The sequence below is a fragment of the Malonomonas rubra DSM 5091 genome (genome assembly GCF_900142125.1).
GTDB lineage: Bacteria > Desulfobacterota > Desulfuromonadia > Desulfuromonadales > Geopsychrobacteraceae > Malonomonas > Malonomonas rubra.
The window spans coordinates 473,304-493,682 of record NZ_FQZT01000001.1 but is presented as its reverse complement, the minus strand read 5'-3'; the positions used below and the strand labels follow the sequence as shown (position 1 = coordinate 493,682).

The window sequence follows — 20,379 nt, the reverse complement described above, 5'->3', positions numbered from 1 at the left end:
AAATGCTGAAGATGAATACGACTGAAATCATGTCTGTTTTGCCCCACCGCTATCCTTTTCTGCTGGTAGACAGCTTGGAGGAGATGGAAGAGGGAAAGCGGGTTTTCGGTTACAAGAACGTCACGATCAACGAACCGTTTTTTCAGGGGCACTTCCCGGAGCACCCGATTATGCCGGGTGTGCTGATTGTTGAGGCTATGGCACAGGTTGGCGGTGCTTATGTTTCAGTTGTCGATGAGGTTGGTGACGACAAGGTGACTTACTTCGTCGGTATTGAAAAAGCACGTTTCCGCAAGCCGGTTCTGCCGGGAGATGTCCTGCGTATGGAACTTGACCTGGTGTCGAAACGCCGGGGAATCTACCAGTTCGAGGGGAAGGCTTATGTTGGCGATACCCTCGTCGCTCAAGCGGAGCTGAAAGCAACTTTCGCGGATAAATAAACAGGATTGGAGTACTCCATGATTCATCCGACAGCAATTATTGCACCCGGAGCTAAACTCGATTCGACCGTAAGCGTTGGCCCTTATGCAGTTATTGGCGAAAATGTTTCGATTGGCGCCGGTACGACCGTTGGGCCGCATGCCGTGATCGAAGGTCGGACCGAAATCGGTGAAGAGAATCAGATTTTTCAGTTTGCTTCTGTCGGCGCCGTTCCGCAAGACCTGAAATTTCATGGGGAAGAATCGACACTGCAGATCGGTGATCGCAACAAAATTCGCGAGTTTGTTACTATTCATCTGGGAACTGAAGATGGTGGCGGTGTAACAACTGTTGGCAGTGACAACCTGCTTATGGCCTATTCCCACGTTGCTCACGACTGCATTGTCAAAGATCACGTTATCCTTGCTAATGGAGCAACTTTGGCCGGTCATGTCGAGGTTGATGAGTTTGCTATTTTAGGAGGTTTGTCAGCAGTTCATCAGTTTACTCGCATCGGCTGTCATGTTATGGCTAGCGGTGGTTCGATGATTGCGCAGGATGTTGCTCCTTACTCCATAGTTCAGGGCGATCGTGCGACAACTGTCGGTGTCAATTTGACCGGTCTGAAACGACGAGGTTACAGCTCCGAGGCGCTGTCCAACATCAAAAAGATGTACAAGCTGGTGTTCCGCTCAAATCTGAAACTGGAAGAGGCGATTGTCCAAATCGAAGCCGATTTGAACACCGATGCCGATGAAGTGGCAACTTATGTCGCCTTCTTGAAAAAGAGTACACGCGGACTGGCGCGCTAGCTTCAGGGCACTGCATTATTAAGTGAAAAAGCGAGAGCCGGTTCGGGTCTCGCCTTTTCTTTTTGTGGCGAAGAAATATGGCAGTGGATCAGCCTTTGAAAGATAAGAAAGTGATGATTGTTGCCGGTGAATCCTCTGGGGATTTGCACGGGAGCAATTTACTTAAATCTGCAGCTAAAGATTATCCGCATTTGAAATTTTTTGGAGTCGGTGGAGAACGGATGCGGGCGACAGGCTGTGAGATTATTTTCCCGTCCGATGACTTGTCGGTTATGGGACTGGTTGAGGTTTTCGGCCAGCTGCCACGTCTGTTTGCGCGTTTTCGTCAGCTGAAACAGCTTATGCAGGGGAAACAACGTCCCGACCTTTTGGTGCTGATCGACTTTCCCGATTTTAACCTGCGTCTTGCCAAGGTGGCAAAGAACCTTGGTGTTCCAGTGCTTTACTACATTAGCCCGAAAGTCTGGGCATGGCGTAAAGGGCGGGCTAAAATTATCGCCGAACGGGTCGATCGGATTGCATTGATTTTCCCCTTCGAACCGGAAATCTATCGGCCTTTTGGATTGCAGGCTGATTATGTTGGGAATCCGCTGCTGGACGAATTTGTCGCTAACGAGCCGGAAGGCACTTTGCGTTCGCAGCTGAACGTTTCAGCACGAGATAAAATTGTCGGGATTTTCCCAGGTAGCCGGCAAAGTGAGATCAAATACATCTTTCCGACTTTGCTCGAAACTGCCAGAAAGCTTGCCGAACTTAAACCGCAGGTGAAGTTTTTGTTGCCTGTCGCTCCATCATTGTCGTTTGAATATTTTGATCGGGAGATTGCTGCTTCAGGTTTGCCGGTGACTGTCGTGAATGAAAATATTTATGAAGTTGCTGCTGCTTGTGACGCTGTGCTGACTGTGTCGGGAACTGTCACGCTGCAGATTGCTTTGGCAGGCACCCCGATGGTCATTCTTTATAAGGTTTCTCCACTTAGTTACGAGATCGGTAGAAGGTTGATCAATGTCGATCATGTTGGTTTGCCGAATATTGTGGCAGGAAAAACAGTTGTCCGCGAGTTGCTGCAAAACGACGCGACACCTGAACGGCTTTGTCGCGAAACGATACGCATCCTTGATGACGCTGCTTATCGGCAGGACCTGCTTGACGGATTGAGCTTGGTGCAAAAGAAAATGGGCGAGCCCGGTTGCTCAGAACGGGTGGCTCGGATAGTGGCGGAATTGGTCGCGCAAAGAGGGAAATAATTTAAGTGGCAAAGCAATCAGTGCAGGTTTATCGTCGCCTGCTGGTTTATTCTAAACCCTATGCTCGCCGTATCGTATTTGCGATGCTTGCATCACTTGGTGTGGCCGGAACCGATGTGGCTGTTGCCAAGTTGGTGCAACCACTGGTCGATTATGTTCTGGCGGCAGAAGATATGGTGCTGGTCAACCTGGTCCCCTTGGTTGTGGTCGGCCTGGCATTGCTGAAAGGGATTTCGAGGTATGTTCAAGAGTACTTCATAAAAACGGCCGGCCAGCTGGTCGTGCAGGATCTGCGCAATGATCTTTACAGCCACTCGGTTGAACTTTCCATGGGATATTTTTCTCGCACCCCCTCTGGAACTCTTGTTTCACGTATTATCAACGATGTCGGCATGTTGCAGAAGTCAGCTGTCGATGAAATCGTCGTGGTGGTGCGCGAAACTCTGACCTTGGTCGGTTTGGTCGGACTGCTGTTTTACAACGACTGGCGTTTGGCGGTCCTCGCTTTTACCGTCTTGCCACTGGCAATTTTTCCTGCAAGCCACATCGGCCGCCAAATTAAAAAATATGTCCGCAAAAGTCTGGCAAATATCGGCGTGCTCACCAGTATCCTGCATGAATCGTTTAGTGGCATCAAAGTGGTGAAAGCTTTTGGTGCTGAAGAGGCTGAAAAAAAGAAATTCTTCGATGAGAACAAGACTTATTATCGGCGAATTAAGAAGATTATCAAATACGATGTAGCGACTGCGCCGATCATGGAAGTGCTGGCCTCTTTCGGTGCTGCAGGTGTGCTCTGGTACGGTATCCAGCGGGTTATGTCGGGGGCTATCACGCAAGGGGAATTGTTATCCTTTATCGCGGCAATGGGGATGATGTACGGGCCAGTCAAACGCCTGGTGAAAACCAACAACGTTATCCAGAAGGCCATCGGAGCGGCTGAACGTGTTTTTGATTTACTTGATCTTCAGGCTGATATCGTCGATGCGGTCGATGCCGAAAAATTACCACTTAGTAAAGGCTATGTTCAGTTTGACCGGGTCGATTTCGGCTACGATGATGAACTGGTATTGAAGAACTTTTCTGTTAGCGTGGAGCCGGGGCAAGTGGTCGCACTGGTCGGACCAAGTGGGGCGGGCAAGTCAACGTTAATTGGTTTGCTGGCGCGCTTTTACGAACCGACACGAGGGAAAATACAGATCGATGGTCAGGATATCTGTGCAGTGACCCAGAACAGCCTCAAAGAGCAACTGGCTCTGGTTGATCAAGAGACCTTCCTGTTTCACGATAGTCTGCTGAATAATATTCGTTATGGCCGGCCGGGTGCTAGTGAAGAAGAGGTCTACGAGGCTGCCAGAATGGCCTATGCAGATGAGTTCATCCAGGAAATGCCGGAAGGCTATGAGACGGTAATTGGTGACCGAGGTGTTCGTCTGTCGGGCGGCCAGCGGCAACGAATCTGTATTGCCCGGGCAATACTGCGAGATGCGCCGATTTTGCTGCTGGATGAGGCCACTAGTGCACTGGACACCGAAAGCGAAGCTGTTGTTCAGCGGGCGCTTTCCAACCTGATGCGAAACAGAACGACTTTTATTATTGCTCACCGTCTTTCGACTGTTATGAATGCCGATCGAATCCTGGTGTTGGAAGCTGGGCAACTCAAGGAGCAGGGTACCCACCAGCAATTACTTGCGCATAACGGTTTATACAAGCGGTTGTACAATATGCAGTTCCAGGAGCAGAACTGATGGGTTTTTCAGATCGTTTGCTGCTCAAACTGGCTCCGCCTTTGGCATCGTTGATTATCCGTTTATTGTACCAGATGAACCGGGTTGAGTTTGTTGGTGAGGAGCATCCAAAGGCAATCTGGAATGCAGGCAAACACCTGATTCTCGCTTTCTGGCACGATCAACTGCTGCTGATGGCGATGGGGTATCGTGGGCCGGGGAGCAAGATACTGATCAGTTCTTCGAAAGATGGTGAGTTGATTGCACGTGTGATGAATTTTTTCGGGCAACAGGCGGTTCGCGGGTCCTCTTCGCGAGGAGCCAAAGCTGCCTTCAAAGAGATGGTTGCTTTGGCCAAGGAAGATGTTGATCTGGTGATCACTCCTGATGGTCCGAAGGGACCGCGCCACGAGCTGAAAGACGGTGTTGTGCAACTCGCGAGGCTCGGAGGGCGACCGGTGGTGCCGATGGCCTTTGCCTGTAGCCGTGGTCATCGCTTTGCATCCTGGGACAAGTTTATTCTCCCTTATCCCTTTGGACGCGTCGTCTATGCTTTTGGCGAGCCGGTGATTTTTGAGCGTGATGAGGGCGTGGATGCTTTTCGTGATCGCTTGATCGCTGCAATGGAAGAGAATCAGTTGCGTGCTAAAGCGTGTTTGGAGGCTCACGGTGTATCTGCTGTATAACGCTCTATTGGTGCTGGTCAGCTTGGTGCTGGTACCCTATTACCTGCTGCGAGGTTTGCGTTATGGCAAGAGTCGGCGTGGTATCAGGGAGCGTTTGGGGCGTTTTTCTCCTGAACAACTGGAATGGCTGCAGGGGAAAAGGATTTTCTGGGTGCATGCCGTTTCGGTTGGCGAAACCCGAGCCGCAGTACCGTTGCTGAAGCAATTGAAACAGAAATATCCAGAACATAAAATCCTGGTGACAAATGTGACAGAAACTGGCCACGCTGTCGCAAAAGGTTTGAGTGAAGTCGATTTTTGTCTGTTTTTTCCCTTCGATTTTTCCTGGGTTGTTCGCAGGGTTTTTCAGCAGGTCAAGCCGGAGTTGGTTGCCATTGTTGAAACGGAAATCTGGCCAAACTTTGTCCGGCAAGCAAATTTGCTGAATATCCCGCTGGTGCTGGTTAATGGCCGTTTGTCCGATCGCTCTTATCCTCGTTACCGTTTTTTCCGGCCTCTATTACGGCCTCTGCTGGAGTGCTTTTCTGCGTTTTGCATGCAGTCACAGGTTGATGCGGAACGGATCAGCCAGTTAGGTGCGGAAACTCGGAGGGTTGAAAATACCGGGAATTTGAAGTACGACCATGAATTGAAAGAGTTAACTGGTGATGATCTGGCAAGGTTGAGACAGGAATATCGCTTGCCGGAAAACTTACCGATTCTTGTTGCCGGCAGCACTCACGCTGGGGAAGAGAAACTTTTGATTTCTCTTTATCGCGAACTGCTCGATGAAAACAGGGAGCTGCTTCTGGTTGTTATCCCGCGGCACCCAGAGCGTTGTCGCGAGGTGCAGGTACTGGTGGATGAGCAAAGGATAGAAAGTCGTTTACGTAGCGCGTTGAGTGAAGATCAGACTGCGTTTGCCAGCGGTCAGGTATTGCTGATAGACACCTTGGGAGAAGTGCTCAATCTCTACGCGGTAGCTGATCTGGTTTTTGTCGGAGGCAGCCTGGTTCCGGTCGGTGGTCACAACCTGCTGGAAGCCTCGCTGTTGTCCAAACCAGTACTATTCGGCAGGCATGTTCAGAATTTCCGCGAAATCTCGGAAAAGTTGATCCGTGCCGGTGCTGGAGTCAAAGTCAATAGCGCTCAGGAGTTAGGCCAACAAGTTCGAAAACTTTTCGATGACCCGATCCGCTGTCGTGCCATGGGACAAGCCGGTCGCTCGCTGATTGCAGAAAATACCGGTGCAACCGAGAGAACTCTGCGACGAATTTCATATTACATTGATTGAATTATGAAGACGTTACTGGCTTTTCACCGTCGCATAGCGACATACGGGGCAAAATCAATCTCCGAGCGAGTTTTGTTTTTTTTGCTTTTGCCAGCGGCCTGGCTTTATGGCGTGATCGGTTTGTTGCGCAACCTGTGTTACGATTTAGGGATATTGAGTAGTTACCGTGCTTCGGTTCCGGTGATTTCTGTCGGCAACCTTGCTGCAGGTGGGACCGGAAAAACGCCAGTGGTTGATTGGCTGGTGAAAGAATTTATCGCCCTCGGTAAGTCGCCAGCGGTTGTCAGCCGTGGTTATGGTGGATCCTTTGCTGGTAAAGTCGGGATCGTTTCTTTATCTGGAGAGATTCGATTGACGGCCAAAGAAGCAGGAGATGAGCCGGTACTGTTGGCGCGACGTAATCCGCAGGCGAATGTATTTATTTCACGGTGTCGAGCTGACGGAGTGCAGGAAGCAATCAACGCTGGAGCTGATGTCATCATTCTCGATGATGGTTTTCAGCATCGTGCTGTGCAAAGAGATGTAGATCTGGTGCTACTTGATGCTACGAATCCGTACGGTAATGAATGGCCGCTGCCAGCGGGGTTTCTGCGTGAATTTCCCGTTGTATTGAAACGGGCGGATCTGTTGCTGTTGACACGCAGTTCGGGGAATGAAATCTCGCCATTTGCCGGCAAGAAGGTTTTTCACAGTCAACACAGTTTAGCGGAAATGGCAGTTTCACTGGATGGGGAAGAGGTAGCACTGAAAACTATGAGACAAAAGAAACTGTTTGCCTTTGCCGGTATTGCTAACCCCGAAAGCTTTTTCGCTGGTTTGGAAAACGCGGGGATACCGATAATTGATACCTTGGCTTTGGGAGATCACTGCGATTTTGATTGTGAAACGATTGCGAAGATACATACGGCGGCGAAAAACTGTGATGCGCTGCTGACCACAGAAAAAGATGCGGTGAAACTGGCTGCCGAAGACTTCCCACTGCCCTGCTATCAGGTGCCATTGTCGCTGGCTTTTTCGGCTGAAGAAGAGTTTAAAAGCGAAATCTTTAACAAGGTTATGGAGTAGATACAATGAGTGTTCGACCAGAGTTGATGGAAATCCTTGCCTGTCCGAAGTGTAAGCAAAAGGTTGAACTGGCTCAAGATAGCCAGTCGATCACTTGTGAGGCGTGCCGTTTGCGTTTTCCGATTCGTGATGACATCCCGGTGATGTTGATCGACGAAGCTGCTGCCTTGGAGCCTTAAGCAGCGTGGCAGCTAAACGGCTAGGACAGCTTCCGTTGAAACGGATCATGGTTCGTGGCGTCAACTGGATCGGCGATGCAGTCATGACGACACCGGCGCTGGCAACGTTGCGCAGTCATTATCCGGATGCTGAGATCGTAATGGTTGCCAATCCTTTGGTCGCCGAGCTTTTTGCCGCTCACCCCAGCGTCGATCGGGTGATGGTTTTTGACAAAAAACGGCGGCACCAAGGAACTTCCGGATTCTGGCAAATGGCATCAGAGCTGCGGAAGCAACGTTTCGATGCTGCTGTGTTGCTGCAGAATGCCATTGAGGCAGCGTTACTTTCAGTGTTGGCGTTGATTCCGCGAAGAGCCGGTTACACGACAGATGGCCGCCGATTGCTGCTTAATCACCCGATCAGCGTAAGTGATGCTGACAAACGCTTGCATCACACCGATTACTATCTGCAGCTTCTTTCCCGCTTGGGAATCGAGGGTGGTGACAGGAAACTGAAGCTTGCCTGCACGAGTGAAGAGCTCGATTGGGCTAAAGAGGTGCTTGCAGAAGAGAACGTTATCGCAATCAATCCGGGGGCCGCTTACGGTTCAGCCAAACGCTGGCTACCGGAGCGTTTTGCTGCAGTTGGAGACGAACTGGCAAAATCTTATGACGCTCGCATTGTACTGACCGGCGGGCCGGGTGAAGTGGAAATCGGCAATGACATCGCTGCTACGATGGCTTGCAACCCATTGAATATGGTTGGCAAAACCTCAGTCCGACAAATGATGGCGCTATTGGCTTCAAGCCGTTTGCTGGTGACCAACGACTCCGGACCAATGCATGTGGCATCTGCTTTTGATATTCCGATTGTGGCAGTGTTCGGTTCAACAGATCACACCACGACCTGTCCGGCATCTGAAAAAGTCGTCATTGTACGAAAGGAGACAGATTGTGCTCCCTGCTTGTTACGGCAGTGCCCGATCGACCATCGTTGCATGACGGCGATTCAAGCTGATGATGTGTTACAGGCTGCATACCAGCTGCTGGACGATCAACCATGAAAGTGTTGATCGTTAAAGTCAGCGCGCTGGGTGATGTGGTGCATGCCCTGCCAGTGCTGGCACATATCAGGGCCGTTCATCCGGATGCCGAGATCGATTGGCTGGTCGAAGAAGCCTTTAGTCCGATTCTGGAAGGCCACCCGCTGATTCAACGCGTTATCAGGCTTCGCACCAAGCGTTGGCGTAAGCAGCCGATATCCTCGATTTTGAAGGAAGTCAGCAACTTTATCCGCGAACTGCGCAGCAGACGTTACGACTTGGTTTTCGATTTGCAGGGGAACAGTAAGAGCGGAGTTTGTACCTTGCTGGCCAGAGGTCAGGATAAATACGGATTTGACAGAGCGAATGTGCGAGAATGGCCGAACCTGCTGGCAACGCGGCATCATGTTCCTCTGGGGGAAAAAGATCACCATATCGCCCAACGGGCTCTGGCTGTGGTGCGCGCTGCTCTGCCATCAGAAAATATAGTTGCGTCCGCTGGGCCTCTGCACGTCGAAGATGCCTCACGGCAAAGAATCGCTGAGCAACTAAAACAGTTTAATATCAGTGGACCTTTGGTTGTCTGTGTGTATGGTACGACTTGGCAGACAAAGCTTTGGGCGCTTGAGTCGTGGAAAGAACTTGTAAAACGCTTATACCAAGAACAGGGGATTCGGCCTGTTTTAACTTGGGGAAATGAAGAGGAAAAAGAAGCAGTAGAGGCGATTGCTGAGGCTTCAGATGAGACTTCTATTGTTTGGCCTCGTGGTTCGTTGCAGGATCTGGTAGCGCTACTTGAGCAGAGTGAGTTGGTCGTGGGATGCGACACCGGTCCTGTTCACATTGCAGCAGCAGTCGGTACCCCAACGGTTTCTCTCTACCGTGTGACCGATGCCACGCGTAACGGACCGGTGGGGGAAATTCACCAGCGTTTACAGGCACCGCTGGAGTGCTCTCCCTGTTTAAGGAAACACTGCGATGATGATGCCGCCTGTAGCTGTTCTATTTCTGTCGATGACGTTTATACTGCAATTGTCGGCCAATTAAAGAAATAAGGTATGGGAAGAGTTATGCAGGATAAGATCCAACACCATTTTGATCGACACCTGGAAACACTCCACTGGGCAAAGGAAAATCTCAGCAGCGATATTCAACGCTGTGTCGAGATGCTTTGTGACGCTTTGCGGCAAGGCAAAAAAATTTTGATCATGGGCAATGGCGGAAGTGCCGCTGATTCGCAGCACTTTGCCGCAGAACTTGTTGGTCGATTTCTGAAAAACAGGGCGGCTTTGCCGGCAATCGCGCTAACGACTGATACTTCTATCCTGACGGCAGTTGGCAATGATTTTGGCTTTGATCAAATTTTTTCCCGTCAGGTTGAGGCACTGGCCGAAGGTGGGGATGTGGTGATTGGCATTTCTACCAGCGGAAATTCGGAAAACGTACGGATTGCTCTGGAGCAGGCTCGTCAGCGAAAGTGCCTTACGGTTGCACTGCTTGGCCGTGACGGCGGAGAAATCGCTGAACTCGCCGATTTGCCCTTAACAGTAAAGGTCCAGGAAACGCCTTTTATCCAGGAAACCCACCTGACTGTCATCCATTTGTTGTGCGATTTGGTTGAGCAGGAACTATTTAGGGCTTAAAGGTTTTGTGGGGGTGGTGGGTATGAAAACTAGTTGGACATTTCTCGGTGAAGAAACAGAATATAACGACTTTGGCTCATTGATGAGAACCGCTGAACTTGACGGGGAGTGTATATCTAAAGATCCGATCAGTTTGGTGAAAAAACTGACGATTCAGAATACTACCTACTATATTAAAGAGTACACTCGAAATGGCAAGGGTGTACGTCACTACTTGGGTCGAGGTCGACTTCAAGGTGAGTGGGAAAATCTGTTTTATTTTTCTCAGCTCGGCATCCCTATTCCTCGTATTGTTGCTTACGGGCAACAGACTCACTTGGGTTTGCTTAAAGTTGGTTTTCTTGTCACTGCAGAAGTGCCTCAGGCCTGGGACCTGAGAGCCCTGTCTATAGCTCGACCACAGTTGTTCAGCAAGGGGCGTTGGTTGGAGGCTGTTATACGGCAAACTGCTGATTATACACGTCGTCTTCATCAGCATGGCTTTGTTCATAGAGATTTAAAGTGGCGAAATGTTCTTGTCTCTGCTGTTGATCACGAGTCACCTAAGGTCTATTTTTTTGATTGCCCTTTAGGGCGTGAATGGTTTGGGTGGCTAAAGCAACGTGGGGCGATTAAGGATCTGGCATGCCTTGATACCATCGGAAAAAAAGTTCTTTCTCGCAGCAGGCGCTTGTATTTTTTTCTCCAGTACAGAAACGTTAAGCGATTGTCTGTAAAAGACAAGGAAATGATTTGCCGGCTTCTTAACTTTTTCCCTGACTGAGTGGTTTGCTTTTTCTGATAATCTTCGAAGTTTCGAGAGTTTTAGAAAATAAAATGGTATGAAACTCGCTTTTTCCCTTTTCAAATATTTCCCTTACGGGGGGTTGCAGCGTGATTGTGTAAAAATTGCTGAGGAAGCTATATCGCGCGGTCATAGTGTTGATATTTTTGCTCTGCAGGCCGAAGGCAATGTCCCTTCAGGGATTAACCTTCATGTTTTGCCACAACGAGCCAGCCGTAATTATAAACGCTATGAAACATTTGCTGATCAGTTTCAGCTAATTGCAGACGAGGGTGGTTACGATGGGCTTGTTGGCTTCAATAAGATGCCTGGCCTCGATATTTATTATGCTGCTGATCCTTGTTTTGCAGCAAAAGCTGCCGAGCGAAGTTTTTTTTATCGCTGGGCAGGGCGCACTCGCAGCTTTCTTTCCAGTGAACGGAAGGTATTCGGGCCCGATTCGAATACTGAGATCCTCTTGATTTCTCCACGTGAGGAAGACATTTTTTCCCAAATATATGGAACAGATGCTTCCAGGATGCATCAACTGCCTCCTGGAATCCAAAAGGACAGGCAAGCTGGAGAAGATTATCCGCTGCTGAGAGAACAGAAGCGGAGTCAGTTAGGGCTCCAAGATAAAAAAATGTTGCTGATGGTTGGCTCTGGATTCAAGACAAAAGGGTTAGATCGTAGTTTGAGAGCTGTGGCGTCATTGCCTGAACGTTTGCGTGAGCAGGTAATGCTCTATGTGGTTGGGAAGGATAATGTCAAGCCATTCCAGCGGCAGGCAAATTCTTTAGGAATTGAGAAGCAGTTTGTTTTTATGGGGGGGCGTGACGATGTCGCGGACCTGCTGTTTGCTGCAGATTTGTTGCTGCATCCAGCGTACCGTGAAAATACAGGAACCGTACTTTTAGAGGCAGTTGCTGCTACGTTGCCTCTTCTTGTGTCGGACGTGTGTGGATATAGTTTTCATGTGAAGGCGGCACAATGTGGGGAAGTTTTGACAGAGCCCTTTTCTCAGGATGAAATGAATGCAAAGTTAAGGCTGATGCTTGAGCAACCCAAACGCGAACTATGGCAAGAAAATGCTCGCAGATACATCAAGTTTAACGATATTTTCAGTATGCCGCAGCGGGCTGTGGATGTTATTGAGCGGGTACTGTCATGATCCTTCTTCCTGAGGAGTGGAAAGAACGATGGAAGAACAAAGATCTTTTTGAACAGGTCCTCGGACTGCAGGGAGAAGAGTATCGAAATATGGATGGCCGCAAGACTTTGCGGTTTGAGATGGACGGCAAAGGGTATTTTGCGAAGCTCTATCCTGGAATCGGTTGGCCACGTATATTTAAAAGTCTGTTGAAGCTGCAGAAACCACCTGTTTTGTCTGCCGCCAACGAATGTCAGGCGATTCATAAATTAGAAGAACTCGGGGTTGAAACCATGACCTTGATTGGTTACGGAGATCGTGGGAGGAACCCTGCCCGACGTCAGTCGTTTATCATCACCGAGGAACTGATCAATACTGAGAGTCTTGAAGATTTTACCCGCGATTGGTTAGTGAATCCACCTGCTGCGCAGTTGAAGCGAACTCTGATTGAACGGTTGGCGACCATATCACGGCTTTTGCACGATAACGGTGTGAATCATAGGGATTACTACTTGTGCCATTTTTTGCTGGATGTTTCTTTCCGCAGTAAAGGTTGTGACCCGGATCAGTTGCATCTGTACCTAATAGACCTTCACCGTGTGCAGTTTAGAAAAAGTTTGCCTTTTCATTGGAGGCTTAAAGATTTGTCTGCACTCTATTTCTCAAGTATGGAGATCGGTCTCACACAAAGAGATTTTTACCGTTTTATTCGTGGTTATACTCAACAACCACTTCCTCAAGCCATAAAGCAGCATCGGCGGTTGTGGGATAAAGTCGAATATCGAGGGGGGAAGCTGTTGAAACGTTTTTACCGGAAGTATAAATCGTGAGTCGGGTATTCAACTTATTACAGGAAAATCGCTGTTTGCTTTTTGTTTCATTCCTGTCGCTGTTGCTGAAGTTGCTTTTTCTCATTCAGGGCGAAGTGGTCAATTCTGATGCGGGTACATATGTTGCTGCTGCCGATTGGCACAGTCAAGGATTGTTTCAGGAAGGGCTGAGACATTATCGGATGCCGCTCTATCCTCTACTTTTGGCCGGAACGCATATTGTTGTCCCTGACTGGATATTAGCCGGTAGGTTTGTGTCTATCAGCTCATTGTTGCTCTGTCTTTTCCCTCTTTATGGAATTACGAAACGCCTTTTCTGCCGTTCTGCTGCTTTGTGGGCCGCGTGCTTATTTGCAGTGCTGCCGGTTTTTAACGAATCAGCCATGGACATTAAACGTGATCCCCTGTTTTTATTTTTTACTCTTTGCGGGCTTTGGCTGTTGGTTGTTTTTGCGCAGGAAAACAGGTTTCGCTTTTTCTCCGGCTTTTTAGCTTTTGCCACTTTGGCAACGCTGACACGCATCGAGGGCTGTTTGTTGTTTTTTATTGCTCCGATTTCTCTTCTGTTGTCTCTTAGAAACAATACCGTTGGCAGAAGAAAAAAAATTGTCGGGGGAGCGATCTCTGCTGCAGTAGTAGTGGCGTCTGTGCTTGTGGCGAGTGCTGCCGGAGTCACCAAGAACCTGCGAATCAATGAGCTTTCCATATGGTTTGATGGGTTACTCAGCTTTAAGTTTTTTAAAAGCTATCAGGATTTATTGCAGGCGTTGAAAGAGCTGCAAATGACTCTTCCGGGTGCCAGATATTCTAATAACCTGCTTGAGGTGACGCGCCACTACGCGCCTCTGGTTTATTGTCTTGGTTTGCTAGAAACTCTTCTAAAGGCTATTTTCCCAACATCTCTTTTGGCGCTTTGGGCGCTGCGTTGGAGAAATTCAGACGAGAAGAAAATGACCCGAGAGCGTTGGCTGATAATGCTGATCTGGGTCGGATTTGCCTTGCTGAATCTCCTTTTTCTATTTAAGCGAAACTTTATTCAGGAACGCTATTTCTGGATACCGATTGTTTTGACTTTGCCCTGGGTTGGCTATGGTATCAATTTGTGGTGGCAACGAAGGCGGAAAAAAATAGTTTCTACATTTGCAGTTGTGTTGATTTTGTTGTCCCCTCTGGCGAAGTCGGTTGCCGTTGCAGTGGAGCCAGAAGACAAATCATTGATTAAAGCTGCCCATTGGCTGCGCCAGTATGATCAAGAGCGCAAAGCGAAGATTTTGTATAATGACCGTCGGTTGCCGTTGTATGCAAATCGAATAAGCGAAGTAGTATATGTTAGGGAATATAAAACAGCTGAAGATCTTACTTCGCTTAGGAGAGCAATTAATAAGTTTGACTTTGCGATTTTATATTTTTCTAGAAAAAAGATTGAAGGAATTGACTTTCAAGGATTTGATGTTTTTAAGAAGTTTCAAGGGGATGAAAAAGTTGTTTTTTTTCTAACTATTAATCAGTGATACAGTCTGGATATAGTTCTGCGGAGGCTTATGATCGCCTCCGCAGCGCTAAAAGATAGCTTTTATCCTAAATTATGCTTTAAGTTGTTGTCCTCCAGAAAACATTTCATATCTTGATAGTGCTGTGCATATTTTTTCTCGAAACCAGAGAAATAGCCTGCATCCAGAAACTTCTCTACCGCAGAAACAAGTTCATTTTTCTTGATCGCCTCTTTGTCCTCAGCATAAATACATGGCAGGTCAAAGGCCTCACTGAACGATAGACAGCGTGAACAATTTGCAAAAAACATCGTTGGATTGCCGTGCGCAAGGTGAAACATATTCCCATGCAGGCGCCAGCCTATTGCCCCATAAGCGTTGTCAACGAGATCCTGATAAGGTGTGATGTTGAATTCGTATAACGTTTTGATCTTTTGTTTGAAAAAAGGAAAACGTCTTCTTGCACAGTAAAGATCATTTTTCTTTTGAGCTGCAAGAATAGGGCGCTTACCGTGCCCAATCAGTTCGTCAATTATAATACCGATGTTTCTATCATGTCCTTTGCGAGCAGTGATAACAACTTCATCGGTTGTTTTTTTGTTTAAAGTCCAGGTTGGGTTCAAACTACGATAAAGTGTAGGACAGCCAGTCATCTTGACATTCCTGATTCCGGCCTTTTTTAAGGTTTCATATGTTCGCGGGTCGCGGGCACTGGATTCATTGCATTTACTGTGTATTTCATTTAGTAGCCCAATTGTTTCAGTATCAAATTTAAAACTTTCTTCTTCTCCGCGGTGTTGAGTGGTCCCCACTCCAAGCGGGATGAATGGGATATTGATTTTCTTTAACTCGTCAATAGATATCATCCAGCGTCCAGGTTTGCTGATATGTCTATACCAGAGGTTTGTTCCAACTATTACGGCTGCATCGCAAGAATTTATTTTCTCAATGTCACCTGAGTTCAAGGGTCGACGTGGATCAATATCAATGCTTCTCTTTTTGTCGTAAGCTAATAAGCGCTTTACGCTATTCTCAATAAAATAATCACCTACATTGCTTGTTGATACTTTGGGATTGATAAACGCAATAGCTTGTTGCATGTCGATTCATATCCTTAAGCTGGGTGTCGCCTTTAGTGACACCGTATTCTACCATCTGTATTGACAGTGGAGTCTACTTCCGCACCAGAATATCTTCCAGCACCAGATACGGCAGATCGGACCCGTAAAACATATTCAGCGCATCGGTTGGTGAACAGACCATTGGCTCACCGCGGCGATTCAGTGAGGTGTTAAGTACCACGCCGTTGCCGGTCAGCTTTTCCAGTTCTTCGATCAGAGCATAGTAGCGCGGGTTGGTCTCTTTGTTGACCACCTGCGCACGTGAGGTGCCGTCTTCATGAATAACCTCGGGGATGCGGTCGTTCCAGGCCGGGTTGGCCTTGAAGGTGAATGTCATGTACGGCGCCGGGTGTTTGGTCTGTAGCAGGTCTTCGGCAACGGTATCGAGAACGCTGGGGCAAAATGGACGCCAACGCTCGCGATATTTTATCTGTTCATTAATGCGATCAGCCACGCCGGGAACGCTTGGGCAGCCGAGTATACTACGACAGCCAAGGGCGCGCGGGCCGAACTCCATGCGACCGTGGAACCAGGCGACAGGATTTCCTTCGGCCAGGATTTTTGCCACGGTTTCCGGGACCTTGTCGATCTTCTCCCACGTTGGCTTCTCGGAGTGGGCTTCGCAGGCTGCGATGCATTCTTCGTTGCTATATTTAGGGCCGAGGTAAACGTGCTGCAGTGGCTCAACCTCAATTCCGGCCAGGTGAGCCGCGTAGGACGCTGCGCCAAGTGCGGTGCCGGCATCTGAAGCCGCAGGCTGAACGAACAATTCCTTCACGTAAGGCAGATCGATGATGTACTGGTTCAGCTTTACGTTCAGGGCGCTGCCGCCGGCAAAACAGAGCTGACCGGTCTCTTCGAGGATGTCTTTCAGGTAGTAGTCAATCATCTCTAGGGAAAGCTTTTCGAACAGACGCTGAATGCAGGCCGCGTAATCAATATATGGCTCGTCAGCATTGTCGCCCTGGCGTTTTGGCCCGAGCCAGTCGACAAGCTTTTTGCTGAAGTAATACCCCTTACCGTTTTCCTTGTAGCGCCGCCAGCCAACAGTGTTGACCAGCTCTGTATTGACCTTCAGCTCGCCGTTTTCGAACTTGGCCAGACGCGAGAAATCATATTTCTCCGGATCGCCGTATGGTGCCATCCCCATAACTTTGAATTCGCCGTCCAGCATCTCGAAGCCGAGGTATTCAGTCATGGCACCGTACAGTCCGCCGAGAGAGTCTGGGTCGTAGAATTCCTTGATCTTGTGGATCTTGCCGTTTTCGCCGTAACCGAAGAAAGTGGTTGCGTACTCCCCTTTGCCATCGATACCGAGGATGGCAGTTTTCCCCTTGAAACCGCTCAGGTGATATGCGCTGCTGGCGTGGGTCATATGGTGCTCAACAGGCACGAAAGAGATGAGGTCCCAATTGACACCGAGTTTTTCCAGCATGCCGCGGACATTGGCAACATTACGGTGGTAGCGACGGTTGCCGTTGAAGAGAGCGGTTAAAGCACGATCTGGAGCATACCAGTAGCGTTTGGCGTAGTGCCAGCGATCAGGTCGGTCCAGGCCGATTTTTGCATAAGGGAAAGCAACGATATCGATGTCGCGAGGTTTGAGACCTGCGTATTCAAGGCAGAACTTGGTCGCCTCAAGCGGCATGCGGTTTTTCGCGTGTTTGTCACGGATGAAGCGCTCTTCTTCTGCAGCAGCAACCAGCTTGTCGTCTACATAGAGTGCGGCGGATGGATCATGGGTCAGGGCGCCGGACAGGCCGAGGATAACTTTTGCCATATATGAAAAATCTCCGTAGAAATATTGATGTTGCAGTGCTTTTAACAACTCAGACTAACAAAGAACAGCAGTGCTTTGAAGCAATTTGTCTCTGGCTCGCGCATCAGAGTGAGCCAGAGACCCCTTTTACCGACCGCCTAACTGTTGCGTTCGAAAACAGCCAGATGAAGGCTGTGAAGCAGCGGCAATTGGGCATAGTCCTGCTTCAGGGAAAAACCATGATCTGAAAAGTGTTTCTGGAGATGACTCAAAGCGATTCGGTTCTGATACGAAATCTTTTTCTGCAGTTTTTCTTTCATCGAACGCCTGAAGCTGGTTACAGACATCGGGCTGAGGTAGGAAATCAGCACATAGCGATCTGATACCCGGCAGAGCTGACCGATGATGCGATCACGAAGCTCAGCGGTCGACAGATGATGGATGAAGCGGAAGCAGAGGCATGCATCGAAGCTTTTATCTTCATATGGAATCTGCTCGAGGTCGGCTTTTTCAATTTTCACTTTGCTGCCGACAGCTTCAACCGTTTCCTGTGCAGCCTTAAGAGCTCCTTCGCCGAGATCGACCCCGGTCACTGTGTAACCTTTTTGTTCCAACAGTAGACTGGCGCGGCCAACGCCGCAGGGGGCGTCGAGGAAGGTTTTAACACCTGTTATCTCGCCAAGCGCTCTCTCGATAAGGGCCATCTCTTTCTTGTGCTTATTGGCCTTGCGGTGCTGGTACTTATCAGCTTTTTCAGTTGTATGCTTGATACGCTGTCTGTATTCGGAGCCGTTATTTGCATCCTGCGTCATGGTTCTGGTCCTCTGTGCGCGAAATCGGTATTTTGGGGGTGAAAAACGTATTTTTTTCAGGGGGATGGATTGTCCCTGTTCTGACTGTTATTGTCAAGGGCAGCCATTGGGAATCACGGTATTAACTGGGCAGGTTCTGCACGAACCAACTCTGGAGCCGAAGGTCACACTGCCAGTTGGCTAGAAAACGGTGACGATCACTTTGGTAGCGGCGCAAAAACGTGTCGCGTGAACGGTATTCTCTCATCGCGTCAAGATCGATAACCCAGGGTTGCTGCTGGTGAATCAGGAAGTTGGTTGCTTTGCAGTCGCCGTGGTGAATGCCGAGTTTATGCAGTTGCTTGAAAAGAGTGACCAGGTTTGCTGCTGCCGAGTCTTTTTCATCGAGTTGGTCCCGGGCGAAATAGCTTTGTGCGTCCGGGGCGCTCAAGTTCTCACACACAAAATAAGCGCCTAGGCGCAAAGGACCCAGCCTTTTCTCAATTACGGCAACTGCTTTTGGTGTTTTGATATCGGAAATTTTTAAGCGGTGTGAATTTCCCCATGAACGCCAGGCCCGTGTCGGGCGAAGGCATCGTTTCAAACCGTGCCAGAAGCTTTTGTAGTTATAACGCTTGATGACCCAGTCCCCATCAGGATGGGGAATCCGGACAACCGTTGCGCTGTTACCGTCCTTGAGGATTTCGCCTCGTTCGATAAGGGAATCCGGATCTTTCAGCAGCTCAGTGATTCTTTCTGTGTCGCAGTCGCGGCGATAAATAGCAATCTGTCCGGGATTATCCTGTCGAATGAACTCGCTGCAGGTGCGGTAACTCTTTTTTACGTAAGTCTGCCTGCGTCTGGTACGAACGACGGAAAGCTGCTCTGTCAGTTGCGTGATAACCTGATGGGAATTGAGCCCACGGGGGTAAGTGTAGGAATCAAGCACATTGGCGATGAGATCGTCAGAATCCGGGGGCAGTTGCGCAAAAAAAAGAGCAAGGTTGCTCAGGCTGGCAGTTAGGTCAAGCGGGGTTCCCAGCTGTGAGCTGTCAACCGCATCGCCATCAATCGTGTACCAGGTATCATCACTGAATAAAAAATTACCCAGGTGTAGATCTTTTTGCTGTAAACCAGACTGATGGTGCTGCGCCAACAGGGAAAGCAACGTCTGCAGCAGTTCTGTCTTCTGGGTGTCGTCAGCTGCTTGCTGCCAAAGCTGCAGTGCTGTTTGTGGAGATGGCAGTTCCGCAAAAATAAGGACTGGGTTCTGGTTTTCAGCTGTGCCTGCAAAGAGGAGTGGTGGCGTAGAAATGCCTGTCTCCCGCAGTGCGTCGATGCCCTTTTTCTCTCTATTGAAGTGCCGTTTGCCATGTCCTGGATCAAGAAAGATTTTCGCGACAACGGGCTGGTCCTGCCATTCTCCCTTGCAGACCATGCGTTTTCCCGGGAGATCCCTTAGCGGAGCTACGCAGGTCAGGGTATCATTGCTGGCGAGCTTGAGAACCCTGGGCCATGATTTAATTTCGTAAGACATGATCAGCTTTATCGGCGCTTTTTATCGATGCGTTGGCTTATTTTTCTCCAGAGCTTTTTCCCATCGGCATTCAGCTTGTTTGTGCCAAGGTAGTCGTGCATGAATCGCAACATGTCCCGTCGACTGACCGATTTCGATCTTCGCGCCAAAGCGGTGAGGTCTCTGACGTGGCGGCCGAAACTTAAAGGGCGAGAGCGGGTTTTTTCGAGATCTATCAGACAGGCCGGTTCCGTTTCAGGGTTCTGCGGAACAAAAATGTGTTTAGGGAACAGACAGCGATGTTCGAGCCCTTGCAGGTGCAGCTGCGCGACAAGTTTGGCAACGCATGTGATGACTGGTTTACGCTGGCAAAGCGCTGCACCTTTTGTCCATTCCGCAATAATATCTTCGAGAGGGCGATAACCTTCCAGGTATTCGGTGACCAGGATCGCCTGCAGATCACCGTCCTGCTGCCGGGTAGCGAAATAGACGGCCTTCAACGCTGGGATCTGGAGGGCTTCATACTTACGGATAAAATCGTATTCCTTGACAAATGTCGGAATACCACGAAGCGGGTGGCGCAAAGTGCGGCTGCGGTAATTGCTCTGTCGCTTGATGACTATACGGTGGGGTTGACCATTGTCCGCATCGAGATTGTGGATGCAGACCTTGCTCCAGCCATCCTGTCCGCGACCGTAGTTGCCTTCATCGACCGTCGGTATGTCCAGGGCCCAGAAATCCTCAAAGCTGCTGAGTTGGTTCGAGCCGAGCAGTGTTTGCCAGTCCGGATTAAGGTAGTATGTTTGTTCGTTCATTGTCTGCGTAACCCTGGTAGAGGTCTGCCAGCCGTAAAAAAAGGTGTTTTGACCGGGTTGGGTTTATAGTATT

20 protein-coding genes are annotated in these 20,379 nt (G+C 49.1%); 15 read left to right on the top strand and 5 right to left on the bottom strand.

All coding sequences use genetic code 11. From position 1 onward, the window contains the following. Positions 1–2 precede the first annotated feature (2 nt). From fabZ to BUB13_RS02145, 15 genes are all read left to right on the top strand, one after another. A complete protein-coding gene (gene fabZ / locus BUB13_RS02215; protein ID WP_139249284.1) occupies positions 3–440 on the top strand; it encodes a 3-hydroxyacyl-ACP dehydratase FabZ in 438 nt (145 codons plus the stop codon). An 18-nt stretch (positions 441–458) separates the two neighbouring features. Further along, on the top strand, positions 459–1,232 hold the full coding sequence (lpxA, locus tag BUB13_RS02210; RefSeq protein WP_072905105.1) for an acyl-ACP--UDP-N-acetylglucosamine O-acyltransferase: 774 nt from the start codon (positions 459–461) through the stop codon (positions 1,230–1,232). Positions 1,233–1,327: 95 nt separating this feature from the next. Beyond that, positions 1,328–2,479, top strand: coding sequence for a lipid-A-disaccharide synthase (lpxB, locus tag BUB13_RS02205; RefSeq protein ID WP_244151826.1), 1,152 nt, complete (start codon positions 1,328–1,330; stop codon positions 2,477–2,479). Positions 2,480–2,484: 5 nt separating this feature from the next. Continuing rightward, positions 2,485–4,224: an ABC transporter ATP-binding protein gene (locus tag BUB13_RS02200; RefSeq protein WP_139249283.1), complete on the top strand. Its 1,740-nt coding sequence runs from the start codon at positions 2,485–2,487 to the stop codon at positions 4,222–4,224. Beyond that, positions 4,224–4,889 (top strand): lysophospholipid acyltransferase family protein, encoded by a 666-nt coding sequence (locus tag BUB13_RS02195; protein WP_072905103.1) that lies wholly within the window; start codon positions 4,224–4,226, stop codon positions 4,887–4,889. Before BUB13_RS02200 ends, BUB13_RS02195 begins: the two co-directional genes overlap by 1 nt. Then, positions 4,873–6,162 (top strand): 3-deoxy-D-manno-octulosonic acid transferase, encoded by a 1,290-nt coding sequence (locus BUB13_RS02190; protein WP_072905102.1) that lies wholly within the window; start codon positions 4,873–4,875, stop codon positions 6,160–6,162. The genes BUB13_RS02195 and BUB13_RS02190 overlap by 17 nt, the downstream gene beginning before the upstream one ends. A gap of 3 nt (positions 6,163–6,165) precedes the next feature. After that, positions 6,166–7,227 carry a tetraacyldisaccharide 4'-kinase gene (lpxK, locus tag BUB13_RS02185; protein WP_072905101.1) on the top strand — a complete coding sequence of 354 codons (1,062 nt, stop codon included), beginning with the start codon at positions 6,166–6,168 and terminating at the stop codon, positions 7,225–7,227. 5 nt (positions 7,228–7,232) lie between these two features. Next, the gene (locus BUB13_RS02180) at positions 7,233–7,406 is read left to right on the top strand and encodes a Trm112 family protein (RefSeq protein ID WP_072905100.1); all 174 of its coding nucleotides are present in this window, start codon (positions 7,233–7,235) and stop codon (positions 7,404–7,406) included. Positions 7,407–7,411: 5 nt separating this feature from the next. Beyond that, positions 7,412–8,449 (top strand): lipopolysaccharide heptosyltransferase II, encoded by a 1,038-nt coding sequence (gene waaF, locus BUB13_RS02175; RefSeq protein WP_244151825.1) that lies wholly within the window; start codon positions 7,412–7,414, stop codon positions 8,447–8,449. Further along, positions 8,446–9,483 carry a lipopolysaccharide heptosyltransferase I gene (gene waaC, locus BUB13_RS02170; protein WP_072905099.1) on the top strand — a complete coding sequence of 346 codons (1,038 nt, stop codon included), beginning with the start codon at positions 8,446–8,448 and terminating at the stop codon, positions 9,481–9,483. The genes waaF and waaC overlap by 4 nt, the downstream gene beginning before the upstream one ends. Positions 9,484–9,498: 15 nt before the next feature. Further along, positions 9,499–10,071: a D-sedoheptulose 7-phosphate isomerase gene (gene gmhA, locus BUB13_RS02165; protein ID WP_072905098.1), complete on the top strand. Its 573-nt coding sequence runs from the start codon at positions 9,499–9,501 to the stop codon at positions 10,069–10,071. Between the two features lie 22 nt (positions 10,072–10,093). Further along, complete coding sequence (locus BUB13_RS02160; protein WP_072905097.1) at positions 10,094–10,834, top strand: lipopolysaccharide kinase InaA family protein; 741 nt, start codon at positions 10,094–10,096, stop codon at positions 10,832–10,834. A 58-nt stretch (positions 10,835–10,892) separates the two neighbouring features. Next, positions 10,893–12,005: a glycosyltransferase family 4 protein gene (locus tag BUB13_RS02155; RefSeq protein WP_072905096.1), complete on the top strand. Its 1,113-nt coding sequence runs from the start codon at positions 10,893–10,895 to the stop codon at positions 12,003–12,005. Continuing rightward, positions 12,002–12,814: a lipopolysaccharide core heptose(I) kinase RfaP gene (gene rfaP, locus BUB13_RS02150; RefSeq protein ID WP_072905095.1), complete on the top strand. Its 813-nt coding sequence runs from the start codon at positions 12,002–12,004 to the stop codon at positions 12,812–12,814. The genes BUB13_RS02155 and rfaP overlap by 4 nt, the downstream gene beginning before the upstream one ends. Next, positions 12,811–14,325 carry an ArnT family glycosyltransferase gene (locus BUB13_RS02145; protein ID WP_139249282.1) on the top strand — a complete coding sequence of 505 codons (1,515 nt, stop codon included), beginning with the start codon at positions 12,811–12,813 and terminating at the stop codon, positions 14,323–14,325. The genes rfaP and BUB13_RS02145 overlap by 4 nt, the downstream gene beginning before the upstream one ends. Positions 14,326–14,387: 62 nt before the next feature. Here BUB13_RS02145 and BUB13_RS02140 read toward each other — a convergent pair whose 3' ends face one another. From BUB13_RS02140 to BUB13_RS02120, 5 genes are all read right to left on the bottom strand, one after another. Continuing rightward, entirely contained in the window at positions 14,388–15,404 is a 1,017-nt protein-coding gene (locus BUB13_RS02140; protein ID WP_072905093.1) for a polysaccharide pyruvyl transferase family protein, read from the bottom strand. Between the two features lie 73 nt (positions 15,405–15,477). Next, positions 15,478–17,205 (bottom strand): carbamoyltransferase family protein, encoded by a 1,728-nt coding sequence (locus tag BUB13_RS02135; RefSeq protein ID WP_072905092.1) that lies wholly within the window; start codon positions 17,203–17,205, stop codon positions 15,478–15,480. 137 nt (positions 17,206–17,342) lie between these two features. Further along, positions 17,343–17,996 carry a class I SAM-dependent methyltransferase gene (locus tag BUB13_RS02130; protein ID WP_072905091.1) on the bottom strand — a complete coding sequence of 218 codons (654 nt, stop codon included), beginning with the start codon at positions 17,994–17,996 and terminating at the stop codon, positions 17,343–17,345. A 121-nt stretch (positions 17,997–18,117) separates the two neighbouring features. Further along, positions 18,118–19,512 (bottom strand): lipopolysaccharide kinase InaA family protein, encoded by a 1,395-nt coding sequence (locus BUB13_RS02125; protein ID WP_084091670.1) that lies wholly within the window; start codon positions 19,510–19,512, stop codon positions 18,118–18,120. A gap of 8 nt (positions 19,513–19,520) precedes the next feature. Then, a complete protein-coding gene (locus BUB13_RS02120) occupies positions 19,521–20,306 on the bottom strand; it encodes a lipopolysaccharide kinase InaA family protein (RefSeq protein ID WP_072905089.1) in 786 nt (261 codons plus the stop codon). Positions 20,307–20,379: the final 73 nt, after the last annotated feature.

Bases quoted from the DNA above. Each gene is read 5' to 3' on its own strand.
- BUB13_RS02135 (WP_072905092.1), bottom strand. From the start codon at position 17,205: ATGGCAAAAGTTATCCTCGGCCTGTCCGGCGCCCTGACCCATGATCCA.
- BUB13_RS02140 (WP_072905093.1), bottom strand. From the start codon at position 15,404: ATGCAACAAGCTATTGCGTTTATCAATCCCAAAGTATCAACAAGCAAT.
- waaC (WP_072905099.1), top strand. From the start codon at position 8,446: ATGAAAGTGTTGATCGTTAAAGTCAGCGCGCTGGGTGATGTGGTGCAT.
- lpxK (WP_072905101.1), top strand. From the start codon at position 6,166: ATGAAGACGTTACTGGCTTTTCACCGTCGCATAGCGACATACGGGGCA.
- BUB13_RS02120 (WP_072905089.1), bottom strand. From the start codon at position 20,306: ATGAACGAACAAACATACTACCTTAATCCGGACTGGCAAACACTGCTC.
- BUB13_RS02130 (WP_072905091.1), bottom strand. From the start codon at position 17,996: ATGACGCAGGATGCAAATAACGGCTCCGAATACAGACAGCGTATCAAG.
- rfaP (WP_072905095.1), top strand. From the start codon at position 12,002: ATGATCCTTCTTCCTGAGGAGTGGAAAGAACGATGGAAGAACAAAGAT.
- lpxA (WP_072905105.1), top strand. From the start codon at position 459: ATGATTCATCCGACAGCAATTATTGCACCCGGAGCTAAACTCGATTCG.
- fabZ (WP_139249284.1), top strand. From the start codon at position 3: ATGCTGAAGATGAATACGACTGAAATCATGTCTGTTTTGCCCCACCGC.
- BUB13_RS02180 (WP_072905100.1), top strand. From the start codon at position 7,233: ATGAGTGTTCGACCAGAGTTGATGGAAATCCTTGCCTGTCCGAAGTGT.
- BUB13_RS02160 (WP_072905097.1), top strand. From the start codon at position 10,094: ATGAAAACTAGTTGGACATTTCTCGGTGAAGAAACAGAATATAACGAC.
- BUB13_RS02155 (WP_072905096.1), top strand. From the start codon at position 10,893: ATGAAACTCGCTTTTTCCCTTTTCAAATATTTCCCTTACGGGGGGTTG.
- gmhA (WP_072905098.1), top strand. From the start codon at position 9,499: ATGCAGGATAAGATCCAACACCATTTTGATCGACACCTGGAAACACTC.
- BUB13_RS02195 (WP_072905103.1), top strand. From the start codon at position 4,224: ATGGGTTTTTCAGATCGTTTGCTGCTCAAACTGGCTCCGCCTTTGGCA.
- BUB13_RS02125 (WP_084091670.1), bottom strand. From the start codon at position 19,512: ATGTCTTACGAAATTAAATCATGGCCCAGGGTTCTCAAGCTCGCCAGC.